This is a genomic window from Streptomyces corchorusii, from assembly GCF_001514055.1.
In the GTDB taxonomy this organism is placed as follows: Bacteria; Actinomycetota; Actinomycetes; order Streptomycetales; family Streptomycetaceae; genus Streptomyces; species Streptomyces olivaceoviridis.
Map to the genome: position 1 here is coordinate 397,276 of NZ_KQ948355.1, position 22,374 is coordinate 419,649.

The 22,374-nt window shown below is 74.9% G+C and carries 9 protein-coding genes; 6 read left to right on the forward strand and 3 right to left on the reverse strand.

Annotated features, from left to right (window positions below; translation table 11 throughout):
• The first annotated feature begins 3 nt into the window (after nucleotides 1-3).
• Entirely contained in the window at nucleotides 4-564 is a 561-nt protein-coding gene (locus AQJ11_RS14590) for a DinB family protein (protein ID WP_208616512.1), read from the forward strand.
• 13 nt (nucleotides 565-577) lie between these two features.
• Here AQJ11_RS14590 and AQJ11_RS14595 read toward each other — a convergent pair whose 3' ends face one another.
• The gene (locus AQJ11_RS14595; protein ID WP_059263332.1) at nucleotides 578-1,489 is read right to left on the reverse strand and encodes a LysR family transcriptional regulator; all 912 of its coding nucleotides are present in this window, start codon (nucleotides 1,487-1,489) and stop codon (nucleotides 578-580) included.
• A gap of 177 nt (nucleotides 1,490-1,666) precedes the next feature.
• On the opposite strand from AQJ11_RS14595, the gene AQJ11_RS14600 reads away from it, so the two are divergent.
• Both AQJ11_RS14600 and AQJ11_RS14605 read left to right on the forward strand, forming a co-directional pair.
• On the forward strand, nucleotides 1,667-2,005 hold the full coding sequence (locus AQJ11_RS14600; RefSeq protein ID WP_014670516.1) for a hypothetical protein: 339 nt from the start codon (nucleotides 1,667-1,669) through the stop codon (nucleotides 2,003-2,005).
• 30 nt (nucleotides 2,006-2,035) lie between these two features.
• Nucleotides 2,036-2,407, forward strand: coding sequence for a hypothetical protein (locus tag AQJ11_RS14605; protein ID WP_014670517.1), 372 nt, complete (start codon nucleotides 2,036-2,038; stop codon nucleotides 2,405-2,407).
• Between the two features lie 45 nt (nucleotides 2,408-2,452).
• On the opposite strand, the gene AQJ11_RS14610 is transcribed toward AQJ11_RS14605, so the two are convergent.
• The gene (locus AQJ11_RS14610; RefSeq protein WP_244218241.1) at nucleotides 2,453-4,636 is read right to left on the reverse strand and encodes an FUSC family protein; all 2,184 of its coding nucleotides are present in this window, start codon (nucleotides 4,634-4,636) and stop codon (nucleotides 2,453-2,455) included.
• A gap of 225 nt (nucleotides 4,637-4,861) precedes the next feature.
• Between AQJ11_RS14610 and AQJ11_RS14615 the strand changes: the two genes are divergently transcribed.
• The 3 genes from AQJ11_RS14615 to AQJ11_RS14625 all read left to right on the forward strand — a co-directional run bounded on the left by AQJ11_RS14615 (nucleotide 4,862) and on the right by AQJ11_RS14625 (nucleotide 11,780).
• Nucleotides 4,862-6,073, forward strand: coding sequence for a glycosyltransferase (locus tag AQJ11_RS14615; protein ID WP_175252062.1), 1,212 nt, complete (start codon nucleotides 4,862-4,864; stop codon nucleotides 6,071-6,073).
• A gap of 182 nt (nucleotides 6,074-6,255) precedes the next feature.
• Nucleotides 6,256-8,412: an RNA polymerase recycling motor ATPase HelR gene (helR, locus tag AQJ11_RS14620; RefSeq protein WP_059263333.1), complete on the forward strand. Its 2,157-nt coding sequence runs from the start codon at nucleotides 6,256-6,258 to the stop codon at nucleotides 8,410-8,412.
• A gap of 578 nt (nucleotides 8,413-8,990) precedes the next feature.
• The gene (locus tag AQJ11_RS14625) at nucleotides 8,991-11,780 is read left to right on the forward strand and encodes an AAA family ATPase (RefSeq protein WP_079082313.1); all 2,790 of its coding nucleotides are present in this window, start codon (nucleotides 8,991-8,993) and stop codon (nucleotides 11,778-11,780) included.
• 81 nt (nucleotides 11,781-11,861) lie between these two features.
• Here the strand turns inward: AQJ11_RS14625 and AQJ11_RS14630 are convergent, their stop codons facing one another.
• The gene (locus AQJ11_RS14630) at nucleotides 11,862-22,373 is read right to left on the reverse strand and encodes a type I polyketide synthase (protein WP_059263335.1); all 10,512 of its coding nucleotides are present in this window, start codon (nucleotides 22,371-22,373) and stop codon (nucleotides 11,862-11,864) included.
• Nucleotide 22,374 lies beyond the last annotated feature (1 nt).

The following is a 22,374-nucleotide window of genomic DNA, read 5'->3' on the forward strand; positions in this document are numbered from 1 at the left end:
CGCATGACTGAGCAACCCGCGCGCTGGAGCCAGGCAACCGTCCACCCCGACATGTGGGTCGACCCCGCGGACGATCCCCGGCACAGCGAAGGGGCCGGTCCGGAAGGCGAGTCGGCGACCCTGGAGGACTTCCTCACGGGGTACCGCACCACCCTGCGGATGAAGTGCGAGGGCCTGGACCCGGAGCAGCTCGCCCGCCGGTCGGTACCGCCGTCGACGATGTCGCTGCTCGGCCTGCTGCGCCACCTCGCGGAGGTGGAGCGGGACTGGCGCGGCTGGATCAGCGACGGTGACCCGCTGCCGACGCTGTACGGCGAGCCGGACGGGGACTTCCTCGGAGCCGTCGCCGAGCAGGCCGTGGTCGACGCCGCGTACGCCGATCTGGAGCGCGAGCAGGCCGCGACCGACGCGGCGCTGGCCGGGCACCCCGATCTGGGTGAGCGGCTGGGGAAGGACAGGATCGCGGTGCGCGAGCTGCTGGTGCACCGGATCGAGGAGTACGCCCGTCACTGCGGACACGCCGATCTGCTGCGCGAGTGCGTCGACGGACGGGTGGGCCAGTGACCGGGGCGGAGTGTCACGGGCGTTGCTCACGGTCCTGTGCGGTGGCGCGGGCCGCCTCGCGCAGGGCGCGTACGGCGAGCACGTCCCGGTGTGCCGGGAGCCAGGCCAGGTAGGACTCCGATTCGCCGAGCTCGGGCGCGTCCACGTAGACGAGGCCCGGCCGTGGGTAGAGCTGGCGCGCGGCTGCCGGGAGGAAGGTGATGGCCCGTGCCTGGAGCACGGCGAGCACCATGGCCTCGGTGTCCCGGACGACGGGGCCGAACCGCACCGGCGTACCGTCCGGTCGTGGATTGACCGTGAGGTGGTCCCACCACAGCCGCGGGACGTCGCGTGGCATGTCGACCACCGTGCGGTCCGCGAGCTGCGCCAGGGTGAGGGTGGTCTCGCCGGCCAGGGGGTCGTCCGCCGGGAGGCAGACGACCCGCGGCTCACTGGCCAGCCGGACGCTCTGGAGGCCCGGGGGCAGGGGGCCGCGCAGGAAGGCCGCGTCGACCTCCCCGTTCGCCAGTGCGTCGAACTGCTCGACGAAGTTCAGGTTGCGCACCTCGACCCGGAGGTGCGGGTGGTGGTCACGCAGGTGGGCGAGGACGGCCCTGGCGTGCGGCATGGCCGCTTCGGCGCCGAGCGAGCCGACGCACAGCTCCCCCCGGACGGCGTCGGCCTGCGCGTCGGACACCCGGAGCAGTCGTTCCATCGCCGCGACGACGGACCTGGCCTCCTCGACGACGGCCGCACCGGCGGTCGTCAGCCGGGCACCGCCGCCGCCGCGCTCGACCAGGCCGATCCCCAGACGTTCCTCCAGCGCCCGGATCTGCTGACTGAGTGCCGGTTGCGAGATGAACATCCGCGCGGCTGCCCGCTTGAAGTGCAGTTCCTCCGCCACCGCCAGGAGCAGGCGCAGCTGATGGACGCTCGGCTCCCGCACCTTCCCGCGACGTCCTTGAGCAGGGACCATAGTCAAAAGGCTATCGAAGCATCGACCTTTCTCCTACGGACCGTCCCTGTCCCGGTCGCCGGGACGGCGGGCAGCATGGTCCGAGGACAGCAGCAGGACATGACCGCGTCACCGACCGCCTGCTGCGCTGGGACTGGGGGAATCCACATGCGTCGTTCCCGTGTGCTCGCCGCCCTCGGCGTCCTCACCGCGGCGGTGGTCGTCGCACCGGTGGGGACAGCCGCCGCGGCGGCCGACGAGACGTCGTACGGCGTGGTGCCGTACGAGAACGTCAATGTCCGCAAGCTGCCGACCAAGGACAGCGCCTATCTGGCCACGCTCACCGCCGGCCAGACCTATCAGGCCTATTGCTGGACACACGGTCAGACCATCACCGACAACGGCTACACCAACGACATCTGGATCGGCTTCGCGGACGGCTACAGCAGCGCCGTGTACTTCAAGGGCGACGCGTACGCCAACCTGCCCGCGTCGGCGCAGTGTTGAGCGCGTGCCCGCTCAGGACAGGGGGATGACATGAACAAGATCTCGCGAGGGCTCGCCGTAGCCGTGACCGCCGCGGCGTCCGTCGTGGCGCTGAGCGGCGCGGCGCAGGCGCGGCCCGCCGCAGGTGACTGGAACGGCTGCCCGTACGGGGCCGTCTGCATCTGGGGGCAGGACCGCAACCCGTACCTCGACCCGCACCCGACCAACGTGTACTGGAGCTACGGCGCGCACAACCTGAGCAACCAGTACGGCGATCATTACGTCTTCAACAACCAGTACGGCGGTGCCAGCATGAGCCTGTGCACCGGCTACAACGGTGCCGGGTGCCATCTGGCGCTGCTGGAGCAGGAGATCGGGAGCTTCAACCTGACGCCGTACAACTCGGTCACCCTCAACCGGTAGCCGCGGGCGCGGCACCTCCTCCGGGCGCCGCGCCAGGCGCCCGGCTCAGGAGGTGTCGGCCGTCGTCCTCGCCGACGGGTGCCACGGGACGGCGTACGTGATGCGTGTCAGGTCGGTCATGAGGGAGTCCAGCCACGCGACGGTCGCGTAGTACCGGCGGGGAGCGCCGGGCGGCTCGGCGGTGAGACCGGGCAGGGCCGGATCGATCAGCGGTGTCGCCGCGACGGGGGTGTCGTCTCCCGGGTCCAGCGCCGCCGAGACCAGCAGCATCCGGCCCGCCACCCGCTCCCCCAGCATGCCGGCCGACAGGGCCGCCGCCGGGTTCAGCGGGGTGAGCGGCGGCTCCAGCAGCCGTGCCGAGCCCCACAGGGTGTGGTGCCCGGCGATCAGCGTCGCCTGCCAGTCCAGGGCGGGTGGCCGCACCCGGCGCCCGCTGCCGCCGAAGGGCGGTGTCGGCTCGCTCTGCACCTGTGCGTACGCGGACTCCGCGAGGACGATGGCACGTTGCAGGCAGCGGTGATGGGGCGCCCTGGACAGCGGGGGCGACACCGTGCCGCACGCCACCGAGGCACTGGTGGCCACGACGATCTCCGCGGCCCTGCGCAGCAGGTCCGCCGCCGTCCGGCGCAGCTCCTCGTGGCCGCCCCGGGGCCAGGCCAGCACGCCGAAGACCGCGCCGATCGCGCTGCCGATGAGCACGTTCAGCACGCGGACCTCGGCCAGCCGCCAGGTCGGCGGCGCGAGCTGTGCGAAGACCAGCGCCACCAGCACGGTGAACAGTCCCTGCGCCCATCCCACGCCCCTGACCGGCCCCACCGTGAAGCCGAGCAGCATCCACAGCGGCAGGAGGACGGCGTACACGGTGGTGTCGGAGCCCACGGTGATCAGGATGCCGACGCTCAGCAGGGCCCCGGCCAGCGTGCCCACCAGGGCCAGGCGGATGGTGCTCCAGGTCTCGCCCATGGTGGTGCGGGTCAGGGTGAGGGTCGCCAGCATCGCCCAGAAGCCGTGCGGCAGCGTGTCCACCCCGGCCACGAGCCGGGCCGCCGTCAGGGCCAGGGCGATGCGCACCGCGTTCTGGAAGAACACCGAGCGGCGCCCGGCATGGCCGCGCAGCCGGTGCCACCACAGGACGGGGGCCCAGGTGGTGGCGTACCAGAACCGGCCGGGCTGGAGTTCCACCGAGGCGTGCCGGCCCCGCACCGCCAGATCGGCCGCCGCGCCCATGGCCAGCGCCGCGTCGGCGATCTCCAGCACGGCGGCGTGGCAGCGCAGGACGGCGGGCGGGAGAAATGCGCCGGCCGGGGTGGCAGGGGGGCCCGCGGACACGGCGGACAGGTCGGCGCGTGCCGCGGTCAGCTCCTTCTGCCGTGCCGCGGGGGACGTCCCGGCCCGCAGACAGCTCGCGGTCGCCGTGGCCGTGCGCGCCACCGCCCGCAGTACGGCGGTCACCTCGGGTGCCGGGCCCTGGTGCGGCAGGGCGGGCAGCTCGGCGAGCCTGCCGAGCAGGGTGCGGGTGGCCAGGCCGGTGTGGGCGAGGGCGCGGGCGCGCACCCCGGGCCCCGCCGGCCGCTCCGCCTCGGGCACGCTGAGCGACCGCAGCGACTGGCTCGCCTCCTGGGCCGCCAGGACGTCGGTGCCGGACAGGGCGTCCCGGTGTGCCGCGAGCTTCGCCGCGCACCGCTCGGCGACCACCGCCGCGCGGGCGACCCGCTCCCGGTACGTCGGCGCGGCGGGCTCCCGGAAGAGCAGCGCCTCGGCCGCGACGAAGAGGGCCAGCCCCGTCGTCGTACCGATCAGCCGGTCGCCCAGCGAGCCGGGGTCGTACGGCGGGAAGGAGGGGAGGATGTAGAGGAGTTGGAGGCCCGGCGCCGCGCCCGCCGGGCGGGGTCCGCCGACGGCGGCGAAGGCCAGCGTGAAGCCGACCACCAGCATGCCGACGACCGCGCTCCAGGTCCGCACCGACAGATAGGTGCCGGCGGCCACCAGCACCCAGCACACCGGCAGCAGGCGCGTCATCACCGCCGCTCGCTGCCGCCCGGTACCGGGGATCCTGGCCAGCCCGCCCAGCGCGACCACGGTGAACAGCGCATAGGTCGCCGCCACGGGACGGCCGAAGCCGTAGCGGAAGGCGTAGAAGCCGGTCGCGGCCACGAGTGTCACACGCAGCGCACGACGGCCGGAGGCGGCGTAGGCCGCCTGGAGCCGCGCACCTCGCTCACCCCACACTCCTCCAGAATCACCTACCGCGGGGCATCCGGCACCTCACTGGGCAGGCGGGTCGCCGAGGGGGCGCCCAGGGGATTCGCTGGGGCACAAACACGAAGGCGAGGAGTCAGCCACTCCTCGCCACTCTTAACTTATAGCGCACCGGGGGGCTTGCGGCAAGGCCCCCGCCGTACCGCAGAATTGCCCGCCGAGGCCAGGAAGCTGCGGAAACAGGTGATGCGCGAAGTGCGGGTACTTCTGTCGACATATGGGTCGCGCGGGGACGTCGAACCCCTGGCGGGACTCGCCGCGCGGTTGCGGGGACTCGGCGCTCAGGTGCGGGTGTGCGCGCCGCCGGACGAGGACTTCGCGCGGCGGCTGGCCGAGGTCGGCGTCCCGCTGGTCCCGGTCGGCCCGTCGGCGCGCGCGCCGACGAAGGCGGCGCCCCCGCCCGCGTCCCTGCCCCGGCGCGCGGCGGAGCTGATCGCCGGTCAGCTCGACACGGTCACCGAGGCGGCGCAGGGCTGCGATGTGCTGGTGGCGACCGGCATGCTGCCCGCCGCGGCCGGTGCGCTGTCGGTGGCGGAGAGGCTCGGCGTCCGTTCCGTGTCCGTGACCTTCCAGCAGCTCACCCTGCCCGCGCCGCACCGCCGGCCGCCGGCGTACCCGGGCCGCCCGCTCCCGCCGGAGGTGACCGACAACGAGGTGCTGTGGGAGCTGGACGCCCGGAACGCCGACGCGCTGTTCGCCGAGGCGCTCAACACGAGCCGTGCGTCGGTCGGCCTGCCCCCGGTGGAGAACGTGCGCGACTACGTCATCGGCGACCGGCCGTGGCTGGCGACGGACCCGGTGCTGGACCCCTGGCGGAAGAGCCCGGACCTCGACGTCGTCCAGACCGGCGCCTGGCTCCTGCCCGACGGACGCCCGCTGCCGGCCGGCCTGGCGGCGTTCCTTCAGGCCGGCGCACCGCCGGTGTACGTGGGTTTCGGCAGCATGCCCCTGCACGCGGCGGCGGGCATCGGCCAGGTCGCCGTCGAGGCGGTCCGCGCGCAGGGGCGGCGCGTGGTGGTGGCCCGGGGCTGGGCCGGCCTGTCCCCGGCCGGCGACCGGGACGACTGCTTCGTCGTCGGCGAGGTCAACCAGCAGGCCCTGTTCGGCCGGGTGGCCGCCGTCGTGCACCACGGCGGCGCCGGTACGACGACGACCGCGGCGCGGGCCGGCGTGCCCCAGGTGGTCGTGCCCCAGGCGGCGGACCAGCCGTACTGGGCGGGCCGGGTGGCGGGGCTGGGCATCGGCGCGGCGCACGACGGTCCCACGCCGACGTTCGCCTCCCTGTCGGCCGTTCTGCGGACGGCCCTCGCCCCGACGACCCGCGGACGAGCGGCGGCCCTGGCCGGCCGCGTCCGCACCGACGGGGCGTCGGTGGCCGCGCGGCTGCTGCTCGACGCGCACGGCTGAGCCCGCCGCCCCGAACCGGGAGCGGCCACACGGCACACGGAGCACCGCGCCCCGATGGCCCCGAGCTCGCCGCCCCCCCATCCCCCCATCCCCTCGTCCCCCCGTCCTGCCACCTGCCACCTGCCACCTGCCGCCTGCCGCCTGCCGCCTGCCGTAACCGGCCTCACAAGGGAGCCCCTGACGTGAAACTTCCCCTGCCCACCCGTGCCTTCGACCTCCCCGACCGTCTCGCCGCGAAGGCCGACCCGGCGCTGATCGCCGACGACGAGCGGCACTTCGCGGCCATCGCGGAGTGTCTTGAGGAGTCGATCGCCGAACTCTCCGACCGTCTCGACGCCGAGCGCAGGGCGCCGGGCGGCAAGGGCCGGCAGGCGATGGACCGGGACGCCGAGATCCACCGGCTCACCGGTCGCCTGCGCGCCCTGCGCCGCTACGGACTGGACCTGTGCCTCGGACGCATGGTCGGCGCGGACGGCCAGGAGCCCGTCTACGTCGGCCGGCTCGGGCTCACCGACAGCGCGGGCCGCCGGCTGCTGGTCGACTGGCGCTCCCCCGCAGCCGAGCCGTTCTTCGGAGCCACCCACGCCCGCCCGATGGGGCTGGCGAGCCGTCGCAGGTACCGCTGGACCGACGGCCGGATCACCGACTACTGGGACGAGGTGTTCACCCCGGACGGGCTGGTCGGGCATGCCGCGCTGGACGACCAGTCCGCGTTCATCGCCAGTCTGGGCGGCAGCCGCTCGCCGCGGATGCGGGACGTGCTCGGCACCATCCAGGCCGACCAGGACGCCGTCATCCGGGCGGGCTCGCGCGGTGCCCTCGTCGTGGACGGCGGCCCGGGTACGGGCAAGACCGTCGTCGCCCTGCACCGCTCTGCCTACCTCCTGCACGCCGACCCGCGCCTGGGCCACCGCCGGGGCGGCGTCCTGTTCGTCGGTCCGCACCGGCCGTACCTGGCCTACGTCGCCGACGTCCTGCCCAGCCTCGGCGAGGAGGGCGTGCAGACGTGCACCCTGCGGGACCTGGTCGCCGAGGGCGCCGCAGCCGTGGCCGAGGCCGATCCGGAGGTGGCCCGGCTGAAGTCGTCCGCCGACATGGTGAAGGCGATCGAGAAGGCCGTCGCGTTCTACGAGGAGCCGCCCGCCGAGGGGATGACGGTCACCACGCACTGGGGCGACGTCCGGCTGACCGCCGACGACTGGGCCGTGGCGTTCGAGGCGGCCGAACCCGGTACTCCGCACAACGAGGCGCGGGACCAGGTGTGGGAGGAACTGCTCACGATCCTGGTGGACAAGCACGACGGTGACGCCCCGCCCGAACTGCTGCGCAGGTCGCTGCTGCGCAACCGGGACCTGCTCGCGGCCTTCGGCCGTGCCTGGCCGCTGCTGGAGGCGGCCGATCTCGTCGGGGACCTGTGGTCGGTACCGGCCTACCTGCGGATGTGCGCCCCGTGGCTGAGCCGCGAGGAGGTGCGGCTGTTGCAGCGCGCGGAGGCCCAGGCCTGGACGGTGTCCGACCTGCCGCTCCTGGACGCGGCCCGGCAGCGGCTCGGCGACCCGGAGGCGGCCCGGCGAAAGCGCCGCCACGCCGCCGTCCTCGCCGCCGAACGGGAGCGCATGGACAGGGTCGTCGACAACCTGCTGGAAGCGCACACCTATGACGACGGCGAAGGCGTGCTGGTCATGCTGCACGGGCAGGACATGCGCAACTCCCTGGTCGACGACAGCGCCCTGCCCGCCGCCGACCCCGACCTGCTCGCCGGGCCGTTCGCGCACGTCGTCGTGGACGAGGCGCAGGAACTGACCGACGCGGAGTGGCAGATGCTGCTCCTGCGGTGCCCGTCCCGCAGCTTCACCATCGTCGGGGACCGTGCCCAGGCCCGGCACGGGTTCACGGAGTCGTGGCAGGAGCGGCTCGCCCGGGTGGGGTTCGACCGGATCCGCCTGGCGTCCCTGACCGTCAACTACCGCACGCCCGAGGAGATCATGGCGGAGGCCGAGCCGGTCATCCGGGCGGTGCTGCCGGACGCCAACGTGCCGACGTCCATCCGCGGCAACGGCGTCCCCGTCGTCCACGGCTCGGTTTCCGAGCTGCGCTCGGTCCTCGACACCTGGCTCGCCGCGCACGCCGACGGGACCGCCTGTGTCATCGGCGATCCCGCGTTCCGGCCGACCGCCCGCGTCAGTTCCCTGACGCCGGAGCTGTCGAAGGGACTCGAATTCGACCTGGTCGTCCTGGTCGACCCGGAGAAGTTCGGCGAGGGCGTCGAAGGGGCGGTCGACCACTACGTCGCCATGACCCGGGCGACCCGGCAACTGGTCGTCCTCACGAGTCCCTGACCCACGGTCCGGTGCAGGAAGGTCCGGTGGTGGCCGGAGGCGTGCCCTCTTCGTATACCGCCACCGGCCTAAAGGGTTCACAGGCTCCCGGGCAATGGCCTTGCCCGAACGGGCAGCGGAAGCGCTTTCCCGTGACCGATGTCACGATTGACCGTGCCCGGCCCCTTTCTTTAACCGTCCGGTAAATCAACAGACTGTAAAAGGACGTCTCGGTGGACGATCCGCACAGTAGGGCAGGAGGTCGTCAAGGGCGACAGTTGACAACGTTGGCCTAGACAGATAGCGTTTCTGCCTGCTATGAGCACCTAATCTTTATTCGGTACTTCACCAGCAAAGCCGCGGACATCCGAACCAAAATCAGCCACGCAATTGGCCGAAATCATTCGGGTACATCGATGCGACACTCTTCGCCGCCGGTCAGAGGCCATTTTGACCGATTCCGGGCCGATCCGGCGCGCCGCCTTCGCGACAGCGCCGTCGCCTTACAAACTCTCCACGCAGCGTCGCGCGACGCCGCCTCGTCACGGGGGAAACGGGGCGCCATCTCGCTCGAAAAAATGAATCTAGGGGGAACCTCGATGCACCTTTTCGGCCGTACGCGAGAACTCCGGGCCCTGGGTGAGGCGTTCACTGACAGCGCGCGGGGACACGGCCGTCTCGTGATCATCACGGGTGGTCACGGATCAGGCAAGACCCAGCTGGTACATGAATTCCTGACCACGCTGAACAGCACCGGCGCACACATACTGACCGGTACTGCCGGTTCGGCCGAACGAGATCATCCGATGGGTCTGGCCGGGCAATTGCTCCGCGCCGCCCAGGCGGAGTGCGCCATGTCACACCCTGCCCCGTCGGCAGTGCACTCCTCGCCGGACGTCCGCCGGCCCACGGACCCCGCGCACCAGCCCGTCGGCGCGCCCGCCGGACACGACACGGCGGCCGAAACCCTGCTGCGCCTCGCCGGTGGCGACCGGCCCCTGGTCATCGCCGTGGACGACGCCCACGCCATGGACCGGGCCTCGTTACAGACGATCGTCCACCTGCTGCACCGCGGCCGCTCCCGGCGGGTGCTCGTGGTGTGCGCCACCTCGGGACACCTCGGCGAGACCCGCTCGCCCGCGCACACCGAGCTGCTCCGCCAGCCGCACCGACGCGTACGCCTGGCCCCCCTGTCCGAGGCGAGCGTCGGCGAACTGCTCGCCGCACAGGCCGGCCGGGCCCTGCCTGGACACATCCGCGACGCCTACCACCGGGCCACCGCCGGCAGCCCGCTCCTCGTCCACGCCCTGCTCGACGACAGCACCCACTCCGCCCCCGAGATCGGCCTGCCCGTCGCCGGCGCCGCCTACCGCCAGGCGGTGCTGTCCCTGCTGCACCGCGGCGAGCCGGGCCACGTCCGGGTGGCCCGCGCACTGGCCGCGCTCGGCGGCCTGGCGGGGACCGTCCCCGTGGGAGAGCTGGCCGGCACCACACCGGCCGGCACCCAAGAAGCCGTGGACGTCCTCAACTCCTCGGGCCTGCTGGACGGTCACGCCTTCCGGCACCCGACCGCCGCCGCGGCGGTGCTGGAGGACATGGACGCCGTCGCCCGCACCCGGCTGCACGGCCGGATCGCCCACCTGCTGTACCGTTCCGGCGCGCCCGCCGTCGAGGTGGCGCGCCACCTGCGTCTCGCGGACCTGGTTCCGGCGGGCTGGGGCGCGGGCATCCTGCGCACCGCCGCGGAACAGGCGCTGGCCGCCGACGACGTGGAGCGCTGCACCGACTACCTCGGCCTGGTCCTGCGCGACTGCGCCGACGAGCGGGAGCGCCACGCGCTGTCGGTGGCCCTCGCGCGCGCGCAGTGGCGCACCAACCCGGCGGCGGCCACCCCCCATCTGGAACCGCTGCGGGAGGCCGCGCTCGCCGGCGAACTGAGCATGCGGGACGCCGCCACCGTCCTGCGGTACCTGCTGTGGCAGGGCGACACCGAACTGGCCGCCCAGGCCGTGGCCACCCTCGTCCACGCGCAGTCGCCCGCCGACGCCCAGATCGTCGCCGAGGTCGAGTTCGTGCGGCAGTGGTTCTACGGCGTGGCGCTCCCCGGCAAGGGCGCCCCCGTGGCCGGTCTCGACCCGCGCCGCCGGCAGGCGCACGCCGGTACCGGCGGACTGGCCGCCCGGGTGGCCGCGCTCATCGGCGGTGAGGCAACCGACGACTCCGCGGCGGCCGTCGCCCAGGCCCTCCAGGGGCACCAACTCGACCACCTCAACCTGGAGTTGGCCGCCATGTCCCTGCTCGCGGTCGCCCACGCGGACCGGCCCGCGATCGCCGCCGACGCCTGCGACGCACTGCTGGAGCGGGCCGTGGAACGCCGGGCGACGACCTGGCAGGCCCTGCTCGGCAGCATCCGGGCGGAGATCGCCCTGCTCCAGGGGGACGTGACCACCGCGTCGCAGGGCGCGCTCGCCGCGCTCGGCACCCTGCGCGCCGAGAGCTGGGGGGTCCTCATCGGCCTCCCGCTGTCGACGGCGATCTCCGCGCACACCGCCCTGGGCTCCTACGACGAGGCCGAGGAACTGCTCAAGCACGACGTGCCCGAACCGATGTTCCGCACCGTGTTCGGCATCCAGTACCTGCGTGCCCGCGGTCACCACTTCCTCGCCACCGACCGGCCCTTCGCCGCGCTGGGCGACTTCGAGACCTGCGGACGGCTGCTCCGGGAAGGCAACCCCAGCCTCCAGAAGGGCATCCCCTGGCGGTCCGACCTGGCCCTGGCCAATCTGCGGATCGGCAAGGCCCGCACCGCCCGGGAGTGGGCCGAGGAACAGCTGCGGCTGCCCGGAGGACACAGCTCCAGGGCCCGGGCGATGGCGCTGCGCCTGCTGGCCGCCACCTGCAAGCCGCACCGCCGGGCCTCGCTGCTGCGCGAGTCGATCGACCTGCTCAAGGCGTGCGGCGACCGGTACGCGCTGGCCCAGGCGTACGCCGACCTGTCCGCGGCGCACTACGAACTCGGCGAGTACGCCCGGGCCCGGCTGGTGGCACGGCAGGCGGCGCGGGAGGCCGAGGCCTGCCGCATCGAGTCGCCGGTCGACGCGCACCTGCTGGAGGACCCGGTGCGGCCCGACAGCGCCGACTCCGACGCCGGCCCCGCCATCCTGAGCGACGCGGAGTGCCGGGTCGCCGGGCTGGCCGCGCTCGGGTACACCAACCGGGAGATCAGCGCCCGCCTGCACGTCACGATCAGCACGGTGGAGCAGCACCTCACCCGGGTCTACCGCAAGCTGAACGTGGCCAACCGCTCGGAGCTGCCGTCGAAGATGCTGGACCACCGCATACCGAAGCTGTCGGACCGCTGGGCCGGCACCCACTCGTCCGCCGGCTGAGCGGTCCCCGGCTCACCGTCCACGGAGCGCGGCCCCACCGGAGGTGTCTCCGGTGGGGCCGCGCTCCGTCGGGCGTGTGCCTCAGCTGAAGCTGCCCAGTTCACCGTCCAGGATGTCGAACAGCTCGTCGGCCGTGGCCGTCTCCAGACCCGTGTCCCCGGTGGGACCGGTGCCGCTCTCCCGCCACTCACCGGTGCCGTCCCAGCGCGCGCTCAGGGTGCGCAGCCGGGCGGCCACCCGGGCCCGCTGCTCCTCGTCCAGCGCGGCCGAGTCCAGCGCGGTGCCCAACAGCTCCTCCAGGCGGACCACTTCGGCCTCGATGTCGACCGCGTCGCCGGACGTGTCCCCGCCGAGCTCCTCGAAGAGGTGCCGGGCGAGGGCGTCGCAGGTCGGGTAGTCGAAGGTGAGGGTGGTGGACAGCCGCAGGCCGGTCTCGGCGCCGAGCCGGTTGCGCAGGTCCAGGGCGGCGAGCGAGTCCACGCCCAGGTCGCCCAGGGAACGCTGGGGATCGACCGCGCTGCCGGAGCCGTGTCCGAGGACGTCGGCGACGTGCCCGCACACCGTCTCCACCAGCAGCCGCACGGCGTCGGCGGCGCTCAGCCGGGCCAGCCGCCGCGGCAGCGGTTCGACGGCTGCCGGCGCCTCGGTGGCCGCCGCCCGGGCGGTGCGGCGTACGGCCGCCGGGGCGAGGCCCCGTACCAGGGCGGGGGCGTCGGCGGTGACCTGGACGCGGACCGGGAGCAGCAGGGCGCGGTCGGCGGCCGTGGCGCCCGCCTCGGTCAGCGCCGCGTCCCACAGGTCCAGCGCGCGGTCGGCGGGCAGCGGCAGGATGCCGTCGCGGGCCAGCCGGCGCAGCTCCGTCTCACCGAGACCGGCCGCCATGCCCTCCCCCGTGTCCCACAGCCCCCAGCCCAGCGACAGGGCCGGCAGGCCCTCGGTGCGGCGCTGCGCGGCGAGGGCGTCCAGGAAGGCGTTCCCGGCCGCGTAGTTGGCCTGCCCCGCCGCGCCCAGGGTGCCGGCGGCGGAGGAGAACAGGACGAACGCGGCGAGGCCGAGGTCACGGGTCAGCTCGTGCAGATGCCAGGCGGCGTCGGTCTTCGGGCGCATCACCGCCTCCAGCCGCTCGGGGGTGAGGTCGGTGAGCAGTCCGTCGTCCAGGACGCCGGCGGCGTGCACCACGGCGGTCAGCGGGTGCTGGGCCGGCACGGACGCCAGCAGGGCGGCGAGCGCGTCCCGGTCGGTGGCGTCGCAGGCGGCGACGGTCACCTTCGCGCCGAGGGCGGCCAGGTCGTCCAGGGCGCCGGGCTCGGGCAGCCGCCCGCCCCGGCCGGTCAGCAGCAGGTGGCGTACGCCGTGCCGGGTGACCAGGTGCCGGGCCAGCAGTCGGCCGAGGCTGCCGGTGCCGCCGGTCACCAGCACGGTGCCGTCCGGGTCGAGCGCGGGCGCCGGGCCGGGCTCCGCGTCCGTGGCCTTGGCCAGTTCCGGCACGTACACCGTGCCCGCCCGCAGGGCGAGTTCGGGTGCGCCGGTGGCGACGGCGGCCGGGAGGACGGCGGCCGAGGCCGGGTCGTCGTCGGTGTCGACGAGCACGAACCGGCCGGGGTGCTCGACCGCCGCCGCCCGCACCATGCCCCAGAGCACGGCCTGCGCCGGGTCGGGCACGGCGTCGGCGTGGACGGCGACGGCGGACCGGGTCACCACCACCAGCGGCGCGCCGTCCGGCACGTCGGCGAGGTCCCGTCGCAGCGCGGCGAGGGCCCGCACGGCGGTCCGACGGGCCAGCGCGGGCAGGTCGTCACCGGGGTCACCCTCCGTCGGCACGGTGAGGGTGCGGGGCTCGGGTGCCGAGTCGGTGCGGGTGAGCGGGAGTTCGGTCCAGCGCACGCGGAACAGGTCGCCTGGGGCCGGTGTGGCCGCGTTCAGCTGCTCGGTGGTGACCTGGCGGACGCGCAGCGCGGTCACCTCGGCGACGGGGGCGCCCGTGCCGTCGTACAGGCGCAGGGTCATGTGGTCGGTGCCGTGCGGGGTGAGGCGCAGCCGGACGGCCGTGGCGCCGGTGGCGTACAGGGTGACGCCCTCCCAGGAGAAGGGCAGGGTCATCACGGTCGGGTCCTGGCCGTCGAGCAGGTCGATGGCGTGCAGCGTGGAGTCGAGCAGCGCGGGGTGCAGTCCGAAGCCGTCGGCCGCCTCGGCGTCGGGCAGGGCGAGTTCGGCCCAGACCTCCTCGCCGAGCCGCCAGGCGCCGCGCAGGCAGCGGAAGGACGGGCCGTAGTGGTAGCCCTGTTCGGCGAGGTGGTCGTAGGTGCCGGTGACGTCCACGGGGACGGCTCCGGCGGGCGGCCAGTCGGTGACCGGGGCCGGTTCGGGGGCGCTGTGCGGGGCGAGGACGCCGGTGGCGTGCCGGGTCCACTCGCCGTCCGCGCCCTCCGGACGGGCGTGCACGGTCAGCCGCCGGCGCCCGTCGGCGTCGGGGGCCGCGACGGCCACCTGGAGGTGGACGGCGCCCCGATCGGGCAGGACCAGCGGCCGTTCCAGGGTGAGTTCCTCCACGCGCGGGCAGTGCGTGCGGTCGCCGGCCCGCACGGCCAGTTCGACGAAGGCGCTGCCCGGGACGAGGACGACCCCGGCCACGGCGTGGTCCGCGAGCCACGGGTGGGTGGCGAGGGACAGCCGGCCGGTGAGGGCCACCCGGTCGTCGCCGGCGAGTTCCAGGGCGGCACCGAGCATCGGGTGCCCGGCCGGTGCCTGGCCCAGCCCGCCGGCGTCGGTGACCGCGCCGGGCTCGTCGTCCAGCCACAGCCGCCGCCGCTGGAAGGCGTAGGTCGGCAGGTCGGTGCGGCGGGCCCCGGTACCGGCGAAGACCCGTTGCCAGTCGACGGTCACGCCGCGCACGTGGGCGGCGCCGAGCAGCGTCGCGAAGGTCCGCTCCTCGTCGCGGTCACGGCGCAGCGCGGGCACGAACGCCGACCGTTCGGCGTCGGCGACGGCCTGCGCGCCCATGGCCGACAGGACGGCGTCGGGACCGAGTTCGAGGAAGGTGCGCACGCCGTCGGCCTCCAGTGTGCGGACGGCGTCGCCGAAGCGGACCGCCTCCCGGACGTGCCGGACCCAGTACTCGGGCGCGCACAGTTCGTCCTCGCCGGCGCGTACGCCGGTCACGTCGGACACGACGGGGATCGCGGGCGGCGCGTACCGCAGTTCGCGGGCCGTCTTCTCGAACTCCGCCAGCATCGGGTCCATCAGCGGGGAGTGGAAGGCGTGGCTGACCCGCAGCCGCTTGGTGCGGCGGCCGGGGAACGCCTCGGCGACGGCGGCGACGGCGGCCTCGGAGCCGGACACGACGACGGCGCGGGGCCCGTTGACGGCGGCGACGGACACCTCGGGGCCGAGGTGCTCCAGCACCTCCTCCTCGGTGGCGTCGACGGCGAGCATCGCGCCGCCGGCGGGCAGCGCCTGCATCAGCCGGCCGCGCGCGGCGACCAGCCGGGCGGCGTCCGCCAGGTCCCAGACGCCGGCGACGTGCGCCGCCGTCAGTTCGCCGATGGAGTGCCCGGCGAGCCAGTCGGGCCGTACGCCGCAGGACTCCAGCAGCCGGTACAGGGCGGTCTCGACGGCGAACAGGGCGCTCTGCGTGTAGAGGGTGTGGTCGAGCAGGCCGGCGTCCTCGGTGCCTGGCTCCGCCCACATCACGTCCCGCAGCGGGCGGTCGAGGTGGGCGTCGAGCGCCTGGCAGACCTCGTCGAGGGCCTGCCGGAAGGCCGGGTGGGCGGCGTACAGGGCGCGGCCCATGCCGGGACGCTGGGCGCCCTGGCCGGTGAAGAGGACGGCGGCCTTGCCGTCGGCGGGCCGGCCGCGGACCACGGTGTCCGAGGCGGTGCCGTCGGTCAGCGCGGCGAGTCCGGCGAGGAGTTCGTCCCGGTCGCGGGCGACGACGGCGGCCCGGTGGGTGAGGGCGGCGCGGCCCGTGGCCAGGGAGCGGGCGAGGTCGGGCAGGGACCGGTCGGCGACCGCGCTCAGCCGGGCGGCCTGCGCGGCCAGGGCCTCGGGGGTGGCGCCGGAGAGCACGAGGGGCAGCAGCGGGGCCGGTGCCGCGTCCGTGTCCGTGTCCGGGGCGGGCTCCCCGGCCGGGGCCTCCTCGATGATGGTGTGGACGTTGGTGCCGCTGATGCCGAAGGAGGACACACCGGCACGGCGCGGACGGTCGGTCCGGGGCCAGGGCCGCTCCTCCGTCAGCAACCGCACCTGTCCGGCGTCCCAGTCGACCTTCGTGGACGGCTGATCGACGTGCAGCGTCCTCGGCAGCACCTCGTGACGCATCGCCATCACCATCTTGATGACACCGGCGACACCGGCGGCGGCCTGCGTGTGCCCGATGTTCGACTTCACCGACCCCAGCCACAACGGCTCGGTACGGTCCTGCCCATAGGTGGCCAGCAGCGCCTGCGCCTCGATCGGGTCACCCAGCGTCGTCCCCGTACCGTGCGCCTCCACCACGTCCACGTCCGCCGCAGACAGCCGGGCCGACGCCAACGCCTGCCGGATCACCCGCTGCTGCGACGGACCGTTCGGCGCCGTCAGACCATTGGACGCCCCGTCCTGGTTCACGGCCGAACCCCGCACCACCGCCAGCACCGGATGCCCGTTGCGCCGCGCGTCCGACAGCCGCTCCAGGACGAGCATGCCGGCGCCCTCGGACAGGGCCGTGCCGTCGGCGGCGTCGGCGAAGGACTTGGCGTGGCCGTCGGCGGCGAGGTTGCGCTGCCTGCTGAAGTCCACGAACGTGTCGACGGTCGACATCACGGACACACCGCCGGCCAGGGCCAGGGTGCACTCGCCCTGGCGCAGTGCCTGCGCGGCCAGGTGCAGGGCCACCAGGGACGACGAGCAGGCCGTGTCGACGGTGAGCGTCGGGCCCTCCAGACCGAGGGCGTAGGCGACCCGGCCGGAGGCCACGCTGCCGAGGCTGCCGTTGCCGAGGTAGTCGCGGACGGACTCGGGGACGTGCCGCAGCCGGCTGCCGTAGTCGTGGTACATGACGCCGGCGAAGACGCCGGTGCGGCTGCCGCGCACGGAGTGCGGGTCGATGCCGGCCCGTTCCAGCGCCTCCCAGGAGGTCTCCAGGAGCAGCCGCTGCTGCGGGTCCATGGCGAGGGCCTCGCGCGGGCCGATGCCGAAGAAGTCGGGGTCGAAGTCGGCGGCGTCGTACAGGAATCCGCCCGCCCGGGTGGAGGAGTGGCCGGCCTTGCCCGGCTCCGGGTCGTACAGGCCGTCCAGGTCCCAGCCGCGGTCGGTCGGGAAGGCGCCGATGCCGTCACCGCCGTCGGCGAGCAGCCGCCAAAGCTCCTCGGGTGTGCTGACGCCGCCGGGGTAGCGGCAGGCCATGGCGACGATGGCGACCGGCTCGTCGGGTTCCCGCGCGGCGGCCTCGGCGGCGGCCTCGGCCTGGTCCCCGAAGAGTTCGCTCCGCAGGAATCCCACGAGGGCGCCCGCGTCGGGGTAGTCGAAGACGAGGGTGGCGGGCAGGCGCAGGCCGACCGCGGTGCCGAGGCGGTTGCGCAGTTCCACGGCGGTCAGCGAGTCGAAGCCCAGTTCGCGGAAGGAGCGGCGCGGGTCGAGCGCCATGTCGCCGCCGTGGCCGAGGACGGCGGCGACATGGGTGCGGACGAGTTCCGTGAGGGCCGCGTCGCGTTCGGCGGGGCCGAGGGCGGCCAGCCGGTCGGCGAGCGATCCGGCGTCCGCGCGAGAGGCCGCGGTACGGCGGGCGCGCACGGGCACCAGAGCGCGCAGCACGGCCGGGACGTCGCCGGCGCGGCGCAGGACGGCCAGGTCCAGGCCGACCGGGAGCAGCAGCGGCTCGGCGGTGCCCAGGGCGGCGTCGAGCAGCCGCAGGCCCTCCTCGGTGGCGAGGGGACGGACGCCCGCGCGGGCCATGCGGGCCACGTCGGCGTCGGTGAGGTGGGCGGTCAGTCCGGTGCGCTGCTCCCAGAAGCCCCAGGCCAGCGAGTGCGCGGGCAGGCCGTGGTGCCTGCGGTGGGCGGCCAGCGCGTCGAGGAAGGCGTTGGCGGCGGCGTAGCCGGACTGTCCGGCGCCGTCGACCGTGCCGGCGGCGGAGGAGAACAGGACGAACGCGGCGAGGCCGAGGTCGCGGGTCAGCTCGTGCAGGTGCCAGGCGGCGTCGGCCTTGGGACGCAGTACGGCGTCCAGGCGTTCGGGCGTCTGGTCGGTGACCAGTCCGTCGTCGAGGACGCCGGCGAGGTGGACGACGGCGGTCAGCGGGTGCTCGGCCGGTACGTCGGCGAGGAGGCGGGTCAGCTGGCCGCGGTCGGCGGCGTCGCAGCGGGCCACGACGATCTCCGCGTCCAGGTCGGCGAAGTCGTCGGCGGCGGTGCCGCTGCGCCCGGCCAGCACCAGGCGGCGCACGCCGTGCGCGGCGACCAGGTGACGGGCGACCAGGGCGCCGAGCACGCCGGTGCCGCCGGTGATCAGCACGGTGCCGTCCGGGTCGAGGGCGGGCGGCGGTCCTGCCGGGGTGGCGCGGGCGAGCCGGGGCACGTGGACGGTGCCGTCGCGCAGGGCGAGTTGGGGTTCCGCGGTGGCCGCCGCGACGGCCACGGCGGCGTCGGCGTCCGCGCCGTCCACGAGCACGAACCGGCCCGGGTGCTCGCCCTGCGCGGCCCGGACCAGGCCCCACACGGCGGCCCCCGCCAGATCGGTGACGTCCTCCTCCCCCACCGCGACGGCGCCGCGCGTGAGCACCAGCAGCCGTGCGGAGGCGGTGCGTTCGTCGGCCAGCCAGTCCTGTACGGCGGTCAGCACCCGCTCGGTCGCCCGGCGCGCCCCGGTGAGCGGGTCGGCGTCGCCGGCCGGCAGCACCACCCACGCGGGCACGGTGTCCAGCGCGGCCGGGCCCTGTTCGTCCAGGACGGCGAAGCCGGGCGCGGGCGCCTCGGGCACGGGCAGGGCCGGCCAGTCCAGGCGGTACAGGTCGTCCGGGCGGGCGGCCGGGGTGAGGGCGGCCGGGTCGACGGGCCGGGAGACGAGGGCCTCGACCTCGGCGACCGGGGCGCCCGTGGGGTCGGCCAGCTGGACGGAGAGCGTCTCGCCGCCGTGCAGCCGGACCCGCAGGGCGGTGGCCCCGGCCGCGTGCAGCGAGACCCCGGTCCAGGCGAAGGGCAGCCTGGCGGTGGCCTCACCGTCGGCGGGGGAACCGTCCGCGGCGAGGCCGTCGGCGTGCAGGGCGGCGTCGAACAGCGCCGGGTGCAGGGCGAAGCCCTCACGCTCGACCGGCAGTTCGACCTCGGCGAAGGTCTCGTCGCCGCGCCGCCAGACCGCGCGCAGCCCCTGGAAGGCGGGCCCGTAGTCGTAGCCGAGGCCGGCCAGGCGGTCGTAGGCGTCCTCGACCGGTACGGGCCGGGCGCCCTGGGGCGGCCAGGCCGTCAGGTCGAAGGACGGCGGGGCGGCCCGCGGGGCGAGCAGACCGGTGGCGTGCAGGGTCCAGGCCGTGCCGTCGGCGCCCTCGGGGCGGGAGTGGACGGTCAGCGCGCGGTGTCCGCCGTCGTCGGCGGCGGCCACGTGCAGCTGGAGCTGGACCGCGCCCCGCTCGGGCAGCGGCAGCGGCGCCTGGAGGGTCAGTTCGGCGAGGTGCCCGCAGCCGAGGTCGTGGCCCGCGCCGAGCGCCAGCTCGACCAGGGCGGTGCCGGGCAGCAGGGTGGTGCCGGACACGGCGTGGTCGGCCAGCCAGGGGGCGGTGGCGGTGGAGAGCCGGCCGGTGAACAGGGTGCCGCCCTCGGCGACCGGGACGGCGGCGCCCAGCAGCGGATGGCCGGTGGTGTCCAGGCCGGCGGCGGTGACGTCACCGGTGGCGGCGGACCGGCCCAGCCAGTACCGCTCGCGCTGGAAGGCGTAGGTGGGAAGGTCGGCGGCGCGTACCGGCATGCCGCTGAACACGGCCGACCAGTCGACCGGGACGCCCGCGACGAAGGCCTCGCCCAGGGCGGTCAGGACGCGCTCGGGGCCGCCGTCGTCGCGGCGCAGCGAGCCGAGGCCGGTGACGTCGGCGCCCGCGGCGTCGGCGGTCTCCTCGATGCTGTGCAGCAGCACGGGGTGCGGGCTGCACTCCACGAACACCCCGTACCCGGCGTCGAGCAGGGTGCGGGTGGTGGGCTCGAACAGCACGCTCTGGCGCAGGTTGGTGTACCAGTAACCGGCGTCCAGGCGGGTGGTGTCCAGCCGGGCGCCGGTGACGGTGGAGTAGAACGGCACCTCGGCGGGCCGGGCCTGAATGCCCGCCAGGTCGGTGAGCAGCCGCTCCCGGATCGACTCGACGTGCGCGCAGTGCGAGGCGTAGTCCACGGGGAGCCGCTTGGCGCGGTCGCCGCCGGCCACGATGGTCTCGCGGAGTTCGTCCAGGGCGTCGGCGTCGCCGGACAGCACCACGGAGGAGGCGCCGTTGACGGCGGCCACCGCGACCCGGCCGTCGTAGCGGCCCATGAGCTCGCGCACCCGGGCCTCGGGCAGCGCCACCGACATCATGCCGCCGCGGCCGGAGAGTTCGCGGGCGATGGCCTGGCTGCGCAGGGCGACGACGCGGGCGCCGTCGGCGAGGGAGAGCGCGCCGGCCACGCAGGCGGCGGCGATCTCGCCCTGGGAGTGGCCGATGACGGCGGCGGGCCGGACCCCGTGGGCGCGCCACACCTCGGCGAGCGACACCATGATCGCCCACAGCACGGGCTGGACGACGTCCACCCGCTCCAGCGGCTGCCGCGCCCGTACGGTCTCGATGAGGTCCCAGTCGGTGACGGGGGCTAGGGCGGCGGCGCAGTCGGCCATGCGCGCGGCGAACGCGGGTGAGGTGTCGAGCAGGTCGGCGGCCATCCCGGCCCACTGGGAGCCCTGTCCGGGGAAGACGAAGGCGATCCGGGACTCGGTCGCGGGCCTGCCGCGCACCACGTTCGGCGCGGTGCCGCCCTCGGCGAGGGCGGTCAGGCCCGCGGTGAGGGCGGGCAGGTCGGCGCCGGTGACGACGGCCCGTTCGGTGAGCGCGGCGCGTCCGGTGGCGAGGGTGTGGGCGATGTCGGGGACGGGGTCGGTGCCGGTGGTGAGGTGGTCCAGCAGGCCGCGGGCCTGGGCGGCGAGGCCCTGCTCGCCGTGGCCGGACAGCACCAGCGGGAGCGGTCCGGTCCAGGAGGGCTCCTGTGCGCGGGGCTCGGGCTCCGGGGCGGCCTCGATGATGACGTGGGCGTTGGTGCCGCTGATGCCGAAGGAGGAGACGGCGGCGCGGCGGGGCTCGCCGTCGGCGGGCCAGTCGCGGGCGTCCTTCAGCAGTTCGACGGCGCCCTCCTCCCAGTCGACCCGGGAGGTCGGCTGTTCGGCGTGCAGGGTCCTGGGCAGCCGGCCGTGCCGCATGGCCATCACCATCTTGATGACCCCGGCGACACCGGCGGCGGCCTGGGTGTGCCCGATGTTGGACTTGACCGACCCCAGCCACAGCGGCTCGGCCCGGTCCTGGCCGTAGGTGGCCAGCAGCGCCTGCGCCTCGATCGGGTCGCCGAGCGGGGTGCCGGTGCCGTGGGCCTCGACGGCGTGCACCTGGCGGGGTTCGAGGCGGGCGTCGGCGAGGGCGGCGCGGATGACCCGCTGCTGCGAGGGGCCGTTGGGGGCGGTGAGGCCGTTGGAGGCGCCGTCCTGGTTGACGGCGGTGCCGCGGACCACGGCCAGCACGCGGTGGCCGTGGCGGCGGGCGTCGCCGAGCCGTTCCAGCAGGAGCAGGCCGGCGCCCTCGCCCCAGCCGGTGCCGTCCGCGCCCTCCGCGAAGGACTTGCAGCGGCCGTCCAGTGCGAGGCCGCGCTGGCGGGAGAAGTCGATGAAGGTGTCCGGGGTGGACATGACCGTGACGCCGCCCGCGAGGGCGAGGTCGCACTCGCCGGTGCGCAGTGCCCGCACCGCGAGGTGGAGGGCGACGAGCGAGGAGGAGCAGGCGGTGTCGACGGTGACGGCGGGCCCTTCCAGGCCGAGGGTGTAGGAGACGCGGCCGGAGGCGACGCTGCCCAGGTTGCCGTTGCCGAGGTAGCCCTCGACGCCCTCCGGCACCTCGGTGAGCCAGCTGCCGTAGTCGTGGTACATGACGCCGGCGTAGACGCCGGTGCGGCTGCCCTTGAGGGTGTGCGGGTCGATGCCGGCGCGTTCGAAGGCCTCCCAGGACGTTTCCAGCAGCAGCCGCTGCTGCGGGTCCATGGCGATGGCCTCGCGGGGGCTGATGCCGAAGAAGCCGGGGTCGAACCGCGGCGCGTCGTACAGGAAGCCGCCCTCACGGACATGGGTCTTGCCGGGGGCGTCGGGGTCGGGGTCGTAGATGCCCTCGGTGTCCCAGCCGCGGTCCGCGGGGAAGTCGCCGACGGCGTCCGTGCCGGTGTCGACCAGCTCCCACAGCTGCTCGGGGGTGGTGACGCCGCCGGGGTAGCGGCAGCTCATGGCGACGATCGCGACGGGCTCCTGCGCCGCCTCGGTGAGCTGGGCGTTCTGCTGGCGCAGCCGCTCGTTATCGAGCAATGACTCGCGCAGCGCCTCGACGATCTGCTCGACGGATGTGTCCACG

Coding starts and splice junctions, on each gene's coding strand:
- AQJ11_RS14625 (WP_079082313.1), top strand. CDS start 8,991: ATGCACCTTTTCGGCCGTACGCGAGAACTCCGGGCCCTGGGTGAGGCG.
- AQJ11_RS14600 (WP_014670516.1), top strand. CDS start 1,667: ATGCGTCGTTCCCGTGTGCTCGCCGCCCTCGGCGTCCTCACCGCGGCG.
- AQJ11_RS14605 (WP_014670517.1), top strand. CDS start 2,036: ATGAACAAGATCTCGCGAGGGCTCGCCGTAGCCGTGACCGCCGCGGCG.
- AQJ11_RS14590 (WP_208616512.1), top strand. CDS start 4: ATGACTGAGCAACCCGCGCGCTGGAGCCAGGCAACCGTCCACCCCGAC.